The following is a 12,828-nucleotide window of genomic DNA, read 5'->3' on the forward strand; positions in this document are numbered from 1 at the left end:
AAAATGACTTTAACGCTCAATCCGCCATGTTGTACCTTCTCTGCTGTCCTGAAGAATAACTCCCCGGGCAGCAAGTTCATCACGGATACGATCTGCTTCAGCAAAATCACGATGTCTTTTGGCATTGTTGCGTTGCTCAATCATGCTTTCAATCATGGCTTCATCCACATCCGCACCGGCTTTCAGAAACACTTCCGGGTCCCGCTGCAGAATACCCAGAACCCCACCAAGCTTAACCAGCAGGGCAGCCAGTGGCAGAGCGGCAGATTCGTCCTGACTGCGCACGGTATTGAGGTGACGCACCAGCTCAAACAATACGGCAAGCCCTTCTGCGGTATTGAAGTCATCGTCCATAACCTTGAAGAACCGCTGCTCGAACTCATTATTTTCTGCTGCGGACACCCCTTCCAGGTCAAGCCCTTGTAACGCGGTGTATAGACGCTCAAGGCGTACACCCGCCTCTTTCAGGCTATCTTCGGAATAGTTGATCGGGCTGCGGTAGTGGCTGGAGATCATAAAGTAGCGAACCACTTCTTCATCGTACTTATCCAGCACTTCCCGGATGGTAAAGAAGTTACCAAGGCTCTTGGACATCTTCACATTATCGATGCGGATTGCGCCAGAGTGCATCCAGGTATTCACAAACCTGGCGTCGTTACACGCTTCGCTCTGGGCAATCTCATTCTCATGATGAGGGAACTTCAGATCTGAACCGCCACCATGAATATCGAAGGTATCGCCCAGACAGCATTTACCCATAACAGAGCACTCAATATGCCAGCCCGGACGCCCCTCACCCCAGGGCGATGACCAGCTGGGCTCACCGGGCTTGGCTGCTTTCCATAGAACAAAATCCAGCGGATCTTCTTTTTGCTCTTCCACCTCAATTCGGGCACCCGCTTCCAGCTCTTCAAGCACCTTGCCGGACAGCTTGCCATAATCCGCAAACTTATGAACGCGGTAATAGACATCCCCATTACCCGGTGCGTAGGCAAACCCCTTACCGATCAGCTGCTCGATCATTGCCACCATGCCCGGTACAAATTCGGTGGCCTTGGGCTCCTGGTCTGGTGGCAGGTTACCCAATCGCTGGAAGTCTTCCTGCATGGCGGCGATCATACGACCGGTCAGGGCCATAAAATCCTCACCATTTTCGGCCGCCCGGCGAATAATCTTGTCATCCACATCCGTAATATTGCGAACATAGGTCAGATCATAACCACGGGCACGGAGATAACGTGCCACCACATCAAACGCCGTTACCGTACGGGCGTGGCCAATATGACAGTAGTCGTAGACCGTCATACCACAGACGTACATGCGCACGTGATTGCCATCCAGCGGGGTAAACGGCTCTTTCTTGCGGGTCAGGCTGTTATAAATCTGCAGCACTTTATCGGTATCCTTTCTTCAAGCCTTAATGGCCCAGGTATCTTTCAAACCAATGGTCAGGTTAAACACCGGGTTTTCGGCGCAGTGGTCACGCCGGTCTGCAACAAAGTAACCTTCACGCTCAAACTGGAAGGACTGTTCCGGTGCCGCATTGACCAGCGATGGCTCAACCCACGCCTGAGTCACCTTCAGGGAGTCCGGATTCACATGACTCAGAAAGTCCTCTTCACCACGATCCGGTGCCGGATGGCTGAACAGACGATCATAAATTCTCAATTCAGCCTGTTGCCCTTGAGTCGCCGAAACCCAGTGAATAACGCCACGAGGACGAATACCTGCCGGTGGATCTTCCCCTACCGTACCCGGCACATAAGAGGCATGAACTTCAACAATATTGCCACTCTCATCACGGATCACTGCTTCTGCCTTAATGACATAGGCACTTCTGAGACGAACATAATCACCAATCACCAGACGCTTGAACTTTTTGCGGGATAAGGTGGTATCTTCAGTGAAGTCTTCCTGATCGATATAGATTTCCCGGGTAAACGGCAGGGTTCTCTGCCCCAGCTCCGGACGATTTGGATGTGCTGCCGCCGCCATCTCCTGCACCTCGCCTTCCGGCAGGTTCTGAATCACCAGCTTCAAAGGCGAGAGTACCGCCATGGCTCGGGCGGCATTGGTGTTCAGGTCATCACGAATGGCATGTTCCAGCATGGACACATCAGCGGTGCCATCGGATCGGCTTACACCCACCATCTCGGAAAAGCGGCGGATGGAAGTCGGGGTATAACCACGACGACGCATACCGGAGATGGTTGGCATTCGGGGATCGTCCCAACCATTCACCACACCTTCATCCACCAGCTTCTTCAACTTGCGCTTGGAAGTCACCGTGTAATTCAGGTTGGTACGGGCAAACTCATATTGTCGGGGCCTGGCCGGAACCGGCAGGTTATCCAGGAACCATTCATAGAGAGGACGGTGATCCTGGAACTCCAGGGTGCAGATAGAGTGGGTAATATGCTCAATGGCATCTTCCTGGCCATGGGCAAAGTCATAGCTGGGGTAAATGCACCACTTGTCGCCGGTCTGATGGTGAGGCACCTTGCGAATCCGATAGAGAACCGGGTCCCGCATGTTCATATTGGGGCTCTGCATATCGATTTTGGCCCGCAGGGATGCCTTGCCTTCTTCGTAGTCACCGGCCCGCATTTTGGCAAATTCAGCCAGGTTTTCTTCGACAGACTTGTTTCTGTCCGGGCTCTCCACACCGGGCTTATTGAAATCACCCCGGTTAACGCGCATGGCTTCAGCGTCCTGATGGTCCACGTAGGCCTTGCCTTCACGAATCAGGTGCAGAGCCCAATCATAAAACTGGTCAAAATAGCTGGAGGCATAACGAACTTCACCGGACCACTGAAAGCCCAGCCAGCGGATATCTTCCTGAATGGCATCCACATAGACCTGTTCTTCTTTCTCCGGGTTGGTATCGTCAAAACGGAGGTTGCACTCACCCTGGTACTTTTCTGCCAGGCCAAAGTTCAGACATATAGCAGTAGCGTGGCCAACGTGGAGAAAACCATTCGGCTCTGGAGGAAAGCGGGTCTGAATATGGCTGACCCGGCCTTCTGCCAAGTCTTTTTCAATAATCTGTTCCAGAAAGTTTCTGGCTTTTTCGGTAGCAGTCATTGTCACTGATGCATCTATGAGAGGTTACTGGCGAACAGAGTTTAGACACCTGCGCCATAATCGGCTGAGACTACCATATCTGCCAATGCTGGAAAATAACTCATTATCCTGCCAGGAGAATTTACCAGGTATGGCGTCACTTTTTACCGACAGATACCTTAACAGACAATAATAGATCGTATTGACTATCAGTATTCGGCCCCCGGTTTAACGAATAGGTTTTACACGGGTACGAGAAACACCTAGAATCCCTGGTTTTCCTGACGCTCCCAGAGTCTGTGGACGTTATTTAACAGACGTTATTTAACAAGAGTGGTGACCCACATGATGGTCGTATTACACACCAATTTCGGTGATATCAAACTGGACCTGGATGCTGAAAAAGCACCAAAAACCGTTGCCAATTTCATTGAGTATGCGAATAGCGGCCATTTTAATGGCACCATTTTCCACCGTGTTATCGATGGTTTTATGATCCAGGGCGGCGGCTTTGAACCTGGCATGGTGCAAAAATCAACCAGGATGCCCATCGACAATGAGGCCGATAACGGCCTGAAGAATGAAACCGGGACGATTGCCATGGCCAGAACCATGGACCCGCACTCGGCATCTGCCCAGTTCTTTATTAATGTCAAAGACAACCACTTCCTTAACCACAGCGCCAAAACCAGTGATGGCTGGGGTTACTGTGTCTTCGGCAAAGTGACTGAAGGCATGGATATCGTCAACAAGATCAAAGGGGTGAAAACCACTTTCCGTGCTGGCCACCAGGATGTTCCGGTAGAAGACGTGGTGATTGAGTCCGCTGAAGTGCTTGAGAACGTGGAAACCGCCTGATGAAGGCGCTGTTTATTTCAGACCTTCACCTGACACCAGAATGCCCGGCGGTTGCCCGGGCGTTCTGCCATTATCTGGCCGATCGGGCCCCGCAGGCTGATGCCCTCTATATTCTGGGTGACTTCTTTGAGTACTGGGTTGGGGATGATGCCATGGATGACTTTCAACACGATATTGCCCAGCGACTCAGACAGTATACCAACAGCGGCAAGGCCCTGTACCTGATGCCCGGCAACCGGGATTTCGCCATCGGGAAAAGCTTCCTGCAGGCCACCGGCGCACAGTGGCTGAAAGACCCGACACTGATCACGATTAATAACCAGAAAATTCTGCTGATGCACGGTGACTCACTCTGCACTGAAGACAAGCAGTACCAGCGCTACCGAAAAATCATCCGTAATCCCCTGGTGATGGCTTTACTGCGTATGACTCCCTTGTCTTACCGCAAGAATCTGGGCCGCAAAATCCGGCAAAAAAGCAAAGCGGCCAAAATCGGAAAAGCGCTGGACATTATGGATGTTACGCGATCCGAAGTTGTTGAGGCGATGGAAAGGTTCGAGGTAGATACCTTGATCCACGGTCATACCCACCGCCCGGACATCCATGAAGTCGCGTTGAAACATGGGATTGGCAAACGCTATGTATTGGGTGACTGGACGAATAAGGGCTGGGAGATTGAGCTGGACAGTAATGGTATAACGCTGGATGCTTTCCCGATAAAACATCCATGATCTGCGAGTAAAAATTTTACTGCGCCCGATGCCCTGGAATCCGCATGAAAACAATAATTTTTTTTCAAAAATTGAACAAATGCCCCTCTGATATTGTCATAAGAAATAATCTTACATTAATTAAGAGGATTTGATCATGTTTTCCAGTCACATCACCAATACTCCTGCGAGACAGCAAGGTAATTCCCAAGAGCCCCGGTCCTTAGAATCAACAACGGCTGTCAAGGCATTTAAGTTCGCTGCGTATAGTACTGTGGCGTAAAGTTGTGGTTGCTTGACTGCCTTGGCGATCGATAGGGTCCAATCACACTTCAACCAGCCTGCCGCAGATTTTTTAGACCAACACTACTTTGCTAACGATACTCGTCAATGGATCAATTATCAGCAACTACGTGGCGAACATCAAACTCTGTCTTTCTTTGCCCAGGCAGTGATTTCAGGATCCATCACAATGGCTACCCATGTGTTTATGAACATAATGCTTCCCGCTCAAACGTCAGCTCCAACCCACCCCCTCTAATACTGAAAACCAGCCTGCGCAGAGTCAATCCGCTGCAAGACTTATCATCGCAAATAAACGCTCAGGTATAGTCTGACGAAAAACCAGGTACCACTGTGACATCGGATGTCACTCATTTTTGACTTATCGATGGAAAACGCCCTAAGGTTTTCGGCGGAGACTACTGGTCACATTAAATTGCTGCAGATATTGAACAACATCCAGATGACCCATTTTCTCAGCAATGGAAAGTACATCCGTATTATTGGCAGGGTTTGAGTAGCGAATGTCGGCACCCTGTTGATGCAGATACATGACGGTATCCAGATGACCATAATCTGATGCAGTCCAGATCGCGCTGCCAAAGTTCCGGCTTTCCACATTAACGTCAGCCCCCAGTTCAACAAGATACTTCACCACATCAACATGCCCACCTTGGCACGCCTTCCAGAGCAGTTCAGAGATGTCAGGCTTGGGCGCAGTACTGAAATGGGTCTCGAATGCGCTGAGCAGATACTTTACCGCTTTCAGGTGGCCTTGACTTGACGCATGAATGAGCGCCGATGAAACGTGTGACGGTTTGATAAGCTGCTGTATGGTGTACTCTTCAAACAGGTATTCCAGTACGTGGCAGTGACCTCCCAGGGCGGCGACAAAAAGCAAAGAATCCGCATCAATTGCTGCGGATTTATGAACCAGAAGCATGACCAGCTCAAGGTGCCCCTTCGATGCAGCCTCAACAACAGGCGTATCGAGCGTGACGTTGGCGTTGATATCTGCGCCTTTTTCCAGCAGGAGTTTGACCAGTTCAAAGTGCCCGCCGGCGCAGGCCTGACACAACGGAGTTTGCTGGCCTGAGCAATTGGCTTCAATGTCTGCCCCCCTGTCAAGTAGCCACGTTACAGCTTCAATTGAGCCACTGCGGGCCGCAGCAGAGATCGGGGAATCGTAACCCGCCCCATTAACGTTGATGGCTGCCCTGCTGGCAATGTAATTCATCATCACCACCTTGCCACCCTCAGCCGCTTGCCGGAACAGAGTGGCGCTGAGGTGGGGAGTGTCAAGATTCAGATTCAGGTGCCTAAGCAGGAACCTCAACAGTTGCACATTACCAGAATGGGCCGCTGCCTCAAGAGGGTGCGGGTTTGTCTGGGAGTATGTGTTACCGCATCCGGCGTTGATATCCGCCCCCTGATCAAGCAGATATTTGACCATTGGCAGATTGCCGCTGCGACAGGCAGCCCAGATCAAGGTTTTACTACCGGTTTCGCCATGGCTATTGTTTGCACCTCGTTCGAGCAGTAACTTGACCTGCTCGAAATGGCCATTGATTGCCGCAACATGAACCGGGGTACGATGACCGGTACTGTGGTTATCAATATGCTCGCCGAGATTGAGCAGATACTCGATTAGATTGGTCGATCCCATTCTGGCCGATTGGTAAATCAGAGCATCCATGCCCCGGCAACCGACTTGCAACTGGGCACCGTTCTCTTTCAGAAACTTCACCACATCCTGATGGCCTGCATGAATGGCCCAGTACAGTGGAGAGATAAAACCTGTGGTACTGCCAGCCTGAATGTCTGCATTATATTCCAGCAGAACCTTGACTATCTCCAGATGCCCTGAAACGGCCGCCATCACAAGAGGTCCATAAAGAGAACCCTTTGCGTCAGGGAGTGCCCCCTTAGCCAGCAGAAGTTTTACCACTTCAAGCTTGCCAGCCCCGACTGCCAGCCAGAGTGGGGTGCACTGAGCCCCCATCTTAATAGTCCTGCCCAGACGGGCTATAACATAAGGGGACGTCCCGTGAATGCTGACCGGTTGTTGATCCAATGTTGCAATCTGCTCGGAGAGGTCGCCATTAACATCGGCACCCCGTTGCAGCAATCCTGAAATGGCGAGGATTTTTCCATTCAGGATTCCAGAGACAAATTGTCTTTGCCAGTTGTCCGGCAAGGCGCGTGGGTTATGATTCCATGATGGTGCAATGGCTCTTTTCGTCAGGGAAGTGACGGGGACAGCGCGATTGCAGGCAGGCGCTTTTGGCAAGGCAGGAAAAACAGGGGCTGACGACTTATCCCTGGCACCAGGGCCAGAGAGCGTTGTACCGGCGAATGTGCTCTGGCTATCAGGACTGGAAACTGCACTATACATTTTGTCATTCCAATTCAGATTTCGAGAACCCTGTTGGACAATTATTTCCCTTTTTTTATCCGCCAGACGTTTATTTAACAACAAAGACAGCCAGAGATTTTAAAACCACGACAATGTAGAGCCGGTTTATCAAGTTTTATGCACAGTGGTCACAGCGGCGAAGACTCTGCTACCAATATTCTCAGACAGGCACCCCGCTGTGAAATCGGATTTCACTCATTTTTTGACTCATCAAGGAAAAGTGCTCCCCGGGTTTCCGACAAAGACTGCTGGTCATTGGGAGAAAAATGATTAAGCTGCTGCAGGTATTGAGCAACATCCTGATGACCCATTTGCTCCGCTATGGAAAGTACATCCGTATTGTTGGCAGGGTTTGAGTAGTGAATGTCGGCACCCTGTTGATGCAAGTACATGACGGTATCCAGATGACCATACTTTGATGCAGTCCAAACCGCGCTGCCAAAGTTCTGGCTTTCCACATTCACGTTAGCCCCCAGCCCAGCAAGATACTTCACCACATCAACATGCCCACTTTGGGCCGCCATCCAGAGCGGTTTAGAGATGTCAGGCTTGGGGGCAGTACTGAAATGGGTCTCGAATGCGCGGAGCAGGTACTTTACTGCGTTCAGGTGGCCATGAAAAGACGCTTGAATGAGTGCCCCTGAAAAGTGTGACAGTTCGATACGCTGCAGTATTGTGTTCTCTTCAAACAGGTATTCCAGTATGGGGCAGTTACCTCCCAGGGCGGCACCAAAAAGCAAAGAACCTGCATCAATTGCTGCGGATTTATGAACCAGACGCTTGACCAGCTCAAGGTGCCCATTAAATGCAGCCCCAAAGATAGGCGAGTGGAGACCTTCGTCAGCATTAACATTAGCATTAACCTCTGCGCCTTTATCCAGCAGGTATTCCACCATCTCCACAAGCCCCTTCTGCGCTGCTATATAGATAGGGGTACGAAAACCTGAAGCATCGGCATTGACGCTGACGCCCCTGTCAAGCAGGTATGCCACGGTATCAATACTGCCAGCTCTGGCCGCAAAATAGATTGGCGAATCCAACCCTGTATTGCCGTCAAGTCTTGCGCCCTTGCTGACCAGGAATTTGACCAGTTTAAAGTGCCCCCGGGCGCAAGCCTGACACAGTGGAGCTTGTGGGCCTGAGCAGTTGGCCTCAATGTTTGCACCCTTTTCAAGTAGCCACTTCACCGCTTCGATAGAGCCACTGCGAGCCGCTGCTGAGATCGGGGAATCGCAACCCGTTTCATTAATGTTGATAGTTGCCCTGTTGGCAATGTAATCCATCATCACCACTTTGTCTCCCTCAGCAGCGTGGCGGAACAGAGTAGCGCTGAGGTCGGGGGTGTTGATAGTCAGATTCTGATGCTCCAGCAAGTACGCCAACAGTTGGCAATTGCCAGAATGAGCAGCAGCCTCGATGGGGTGGGGTTCTGTCCAGGGGTAGGTATTACCGCCGCCAGCGTTGATGTCCGCCCCCTGATCAAGCAGATATTTGACCATTTGGAGGTTGCCGCTATAACAGGCAGCCCAGATCAAGGTTTTGTAACCGGTTTCGCCATGGCTATTGTTGGCACCTCGCTCAAGCAGTAACTTGACCGGCTCAAAATGGCCATTGATTGCCGCAGCATAAACCGGGGTATGCTGACCGGTACTGTGGTTATCAATGTCCTCGCCGAGATTGAGCAGATACTCTATTAAATTGGTCGATCCCCTTCTGGCTGATTCGTGAATCAGAGCATCCATGCCCGGGCAACCAACTTGCAAATGGGCACCGTTCATTTCCAGAAACTCCACCACATCCTGATGGCCAGCATGAACGGCCCAGTACAGTGGAGAATTAACTCCTGTGGTACTGCCAGCTTGTATGTCTGCCTTATATTCCAGCAGGACCCTGACTATCTTCAGATGCCCTGCAACGGCTGCCATCTCAAGAGGTGCAAAGCGAGAGCCCCTGGCATCAGGGAGCGCCCCCTTAGACAGCAGAAGTTCTACCACTTCAAGCTTGCCAGCCCCGGCTGCCAGCCAGAGCGGGGTGCACAGAGCCCCCAGCCCGGCAGTCTTGCCCAGGCGGACTGTCACAGAGGGGTGCGTCCCGTGAATGTTGACAGGTTGTTGAGCCAATTTTGCAATCTGGCTGGAGAGGTCGCTATTAACATCTGCACCTTGTTGAAGTAATCCTGAAATGGCCTCGATTTCTCCATTCAGGATTCCAGAGACAAATTGCCATTGCCAGTTTTCCGGCAAGGGGCGTGGGTTATGATGCCCTGATGGTGCGATGGTTCTTTCCGTCAGGGCAGCGGCGGGGACAGGGCTGTTGTGAGCAAGGGAAGTTTCTTTTGGCAAGGCAGGAACAGCGGCTAACGACTTATCCGTGGCATCAGGGCCAGAGGGAGTTGTACCGGCGAAAGTGCTCTGGCTATCAGGACTGGAAACTGCACTATACATTTTGTAATTCCAATTCAGTTTTCGATAGCCCTGTTGGACATTTATTTCCCTTTTTTTATCCCCCGTACGTTTATTTACAAGCAAAGACGGCTAGAGATTTTAAAACCACGACAATGCAGAGCCGGTCTATCACGTTTTACGGACAGTCGTCACAGCGGCGAAGCCCCTGGCACCAATATTCTCAGACAGGCACACCACTGTGAAAACGGAATAGTTTGTCCGGAGACTCAATGGCATCCTGTTCAATCCCGGCGAATATCGCCACCCGGTCAGCCACTGACCCGCCATTAATGGCCTCTGCCAATGCCAGATAGTCCTGAAAATGTCGACTTTCAGACTTCAATAATGACTGATAAAACTTCTTCAATTCATCGTCCAGCCATGGCGAGAGTGCCGCAAAACGCTCACAGGAACGGGCTTCAATAAACGCCCCCATCACCAGGGTATCGACCAGCCTGAATGGTTCAAACGTTCTGATGGCAGCACTTAACTGCCCCGCATAGCGACCGGCTCCAAGGTGAACATAGGGAATATCCCTGCGTGCCATAATGGCCAGAACCTGCTCATAGTGCCGCAACTCTTCACGGGCCAGTCTGGACATTTTGTTCAGCAGGCTTAACTGATCTTCTATTCTGAGTTGCAGCCCACCTTTCTGCTGTTCACAGCGACCGTTACCCCGGCCGAACGTCCCGGTGCGATAACGGCTCATTATCGCCATCGCTGATTGAGCGGCCTTCAGTTCATTATTGGCATGATCAACCAGAATCACCGCAAGATTCTCTGGTTTGCGCGCTTCATCAATCCATGCCTCAGGGGTTGGACAGGGTAAGAATTCAAGAATGGGCGAAATATTGGTCATAACTGGCTCACCTGGCTGAGCCAGCATGGTAACACGAGCGACAGGAGGGCGTTAAAGTGAGGCATCAATGTCTTTTTCTTATGAAGCAGGAGATCAAGCAGACCCATAAAGCACGCTGAAGCTACAAAGGTCAGATTCACCAATGCGCAGAATAAAAAACGCTGTCAGACAACTGACAGCTTTTTTTATTCAACTTATTGCCATGGCTTTAGAAACGGTATGCTACACCGGCCATATATACCCAGGGATCCAGAGATACATCAATTTTGTAATCATTTGAGCCATCTGTGAAAGTACCCGTTGTATCTATGTCCATATACCAGACGGCAGCATTCACACTCCAGTTATCAGCAACCTGGTAATCAAAACCGACCTGAGCCGCCAGACCAAGGGAGTCATCCAGCTTCAGATTCCGAAAACCAGCATTCGAACCAGCACCAACAAACTTTTCACTGAAAAAGATAGTGTAATTCAAGCCCGCGCCAAAATAGGGCTGGAACGCTGACGCATTACCCATTGGATAATACTGAACACTCAAAGTAGGTGGTAAGTGCTTTACTTCAGCGAAATCACCAAGACCAGAAAGCCCACCCTTACCCTGCAACTTGTGTGAGAATGGAGTAGCTGCAAGCAACTCAATACCGAAATTATCCTGAATCATATAAGTCAATGATAATCCCAGTTGAGTCTCATTATTGACATCCACTTTTGAGTCAGGCTGTTCGACCCCTGCTACATACAGATTTCCACTATCCACATCAGGATTTACACTGGCCAGACCACCACGAACAATAAAGTCACCAGCCTCATAGGCCTGTGCGGCACCAGATAGCAATACAGTTGCACTGATAATAGCGAGAGAAAGCGATTTGATTTTCATTCCTTACCTTTTTTGTTATTTATCAACCGGAAATGTAATATGCTGTTATTATATAAAGTTCGCCAGCACATTTATTGACCCAGATCAATTCTTCAAAAAACACAACGGTTTCCATAAGATCTCTTTTATAAATACAAATATTCATGGAATAACATTCCACATACTCCTAACTGCACAGCATTTTATTGACCCAGATCATAAAAACATCAGTTCCGCTCATGCATGATGGAACTATAACAAGCAGAATATTCAGCAAGAGAGGAAACATTATGCGTGGAATTACCAAGGTTCTGGCCGTTGTTGATACCAGAAAGGAACAGCAGCTTGCCCTTGAACGGGCCAGCCAGATCTGCCGGGTAACCGGTGCTGCCCTGCATATTCTTGCGCCAAACCCCAGGGCCGATGGTGAATCAATGGTTCGCCTGGAAGCACTGGCTGAGCCACTGATGTCTGAGGGTCAGGAGGTTTATCTGCATGAAACATGGAATGGCTCTGTTATTGAAACCATTATCCATGTGCGTCAGATGGAACGCTGCCACCTGGTAGTCAAAGATGCCAAGTTAATCACCGCCCTCAAGAAAGCCTTCTCTACGCCTGAAGACTGGAGCCTCCTCCGCCGCTGCCGGGTTCCTGTACTGCTGGTGCAGGATAATAGTGACTGGACTAAAGGCAAAATCCTCGCGGCCATTAACGCCGACCCGAGAGACCATTATCACAGCATTCTTAACCAGGCGATCCTGCAATATGCGACGGACATCGCCAGTGAGTTCTCATCAGAGCTGCATCTGGCCACCGCTTACCCGACAACGATGCTGGCGATTCAGGATCACGGTGATGGACGGACTGACAAGGACTACTACGAAAAGCATTGTCAGGAATATGCCCGGGAGTTCAATCTCAATGAAGACTATTTCCATATTGAACCCGGTCCAACCGAGACCATGATCCCCGCGCTGCTGCAAGACATTGATGCCAAACTTCTGATTCTTGGCACTCACGCAAGAACCGGCATCAGCGCCCTGGCTATTGGCAATACCGCCGAACAGCTGATCTCCGAGGTCAAAACCGATATTCTGGTACTGCAGCCAAAACATCACATGATCCCACTGGAGCGCGAACTGGGTAAATAAGCCGACACCATAGCTGCCAGCCCCCATCCTGGCAGCCACCTCAAAATATTTCAGTCACGAAACCGGATAAAGCGGCTAAAAACTTCTATATTGTCCTAGGAGCCTGTCGGACTTAAGCGTCCGTAGCGAGGATTGCGAGAAATTGAGGATAAAAATTTCTGCTTCTGAGGAGAATAGCGGGGCTAT

9 protein-coding genes are annotated in these 12,828 nt (G+C 50.4%); 3 read left to right on the forward strand and 6 right to left on the reverse strand.

The window, feature by feature from the left end; all coding sequences use genetic code 11:
- Positions 1 to 9: 9 nt before the first annotated feature.
- Positions 10 to 1,389 carry a cysteine--tRNA ligase gene (cysS, locus tag ACO6UY_RS08955; RefSeq protein ID WP_422449554.1) on the reverse strand — a complete coding sequence of 460 codons (1,380 nt, stop codon included), beginning with the start codon at positions 1,387 to 1,389 and terminating at the stop codon, positions 10 to 12.
- Positions 1,390 to 1,410: 21 nt separating this feature from the next.
- A complete protein-coding gene (locus ACO6UY_RS08960; RefSeq protein ID WP_422466442.1) occupies positions 1,411 to 3,084 on the reverse strand; it encodes a glutamine--tRNA ligase/YqeY domain fusion protein in 1,674 nt (557 codons plus the stop codon).
- Positions 3,085 to 3,411: 327 nt separating this feature from the next.
- On the opposite strand from ACO6UY_RS08960, the gene ACO6UY_RS08965 reads away from it, so the two are divergent.
- Together ACO6UY_RS08965 and ACO6UY_RS08970 are read left to right on the forward strand one after the other, a co-directional pair.
- Complete coding sequence (locus ACO6UY_RS08965) at positions 3,412 to 3,921, forward strand: peptidylprolyl isomerase (RefSeq protein WP_422449555.1); 510 nt, start codon at positions 3,412 to 3,414, stop codon at positions 3,919 to 3,921.
- The gene (locus ACO6UY_RS08970) at positions 3,921 to 4,652 is read left to right on the forward strand and encodes a UDP-2,3-diacylglucosamine diphosphatase (protein ID WP_422489680.1); all 732 of its coding nucleotides are present in this window, start codon (positions 3,921 to 3,923) and stop codon (positions 4,650 to 4,652) included. Before ACO6UY_RS08965 ends, ACO6UY_RS08970 begins: the two co-directional genes overlap by 1 nt.
- Positions 4,653 to 5,313: 661 nt before the next feature.
- On the opposite strand, the gene ACO6UY_RS08975 is transcribed toward ACO6UY_RS08970, so the two are convergent.
- The 4 genes from ACO6UY_RS08975 to ACO6UY_RS08990 form a co-directional block, all read right to left on the reverse strand.
- Positions 5,314 to 7,308: an ankyrin repeat domain-containing protein gene (locus ACO6UY_RS08975; protein ID WP_422489682.1), complete on the reverse strand. Its 1,995-nt coding sequence runs from the start codon at positions 7,306 to 7,308 to the stop codon at positions 5,314 to 5,316.
- A 212-nt stretch (positions 7,309 to 7,520) separates the two neighbouring features.
- On the reverse strand, positions 7,521 to 9,773 hold the full coding sequence (locus tag ACO6UY_RS08980) for an ankyrin repeat domain-containing protein (RefSeq protein ID WP_422489684.1): 2,253 nt from the start codon (positions 9,771 to 9,773) through the stop codon (positions 7,521 to 7,523).
- Positions 9,774 to 9,954: 181 nt separating this feature from the next.
- A complete protein-coding gene (locus ACO6UY_RS08985; protein ID WP_422448254.1) occupies positions 9,955 to 10,632 on the reverse strand; it encodes a tRNA-(ms[2]io[6]A)-hydroxylase in 678 nt (225 codons plus the stop codon).
- A 208-nt stretch (positions 10,633 to 10,840) separates the two neighbouring features.
- Positions 10,841 to 11,512 (reverse strand): OmpW/AlkL family protein, encoded by a 672-nt coding sequence (locus ACO6UY_RS08990; RefSeq protein WP_422448256.1) that lies wholly within the window; start codon positions 11,510 to 11,512, stop codon positions 10,841 to 10,843.
- A 269-nt stretch (positions 11,513 to 11,781) separates the two neighbouring features.
- Here ACO6UY_RS08990 and ACO6UY_RS08995 point away from each other — a divergent pair, with 269 nt between their 5' ends.
- The gene (locus ACO6UY_RS08995; protein WP_422448258.1) at positions 11,782 to 12,642 is read left to right on the forward strand and encodes a universal stress protein; all 861 of its coding nucleotides are present in this window, start codon (positions 11,782 to 11,784) and stop codon (positions 12,640 to 12,642) included.
- Positions 12,643 to 12,828 lie beyond the last annotated feature (186 nt).

This window comes from Endozoicomonas sp. ALE010, from assembly GCF_049310165.1.
Lineage (GTDB): Bacteria > Pseudomonadota > Gammaproteobacteria > Pseudomonadales > Endozoicomonadaceae > Endozoicomonas.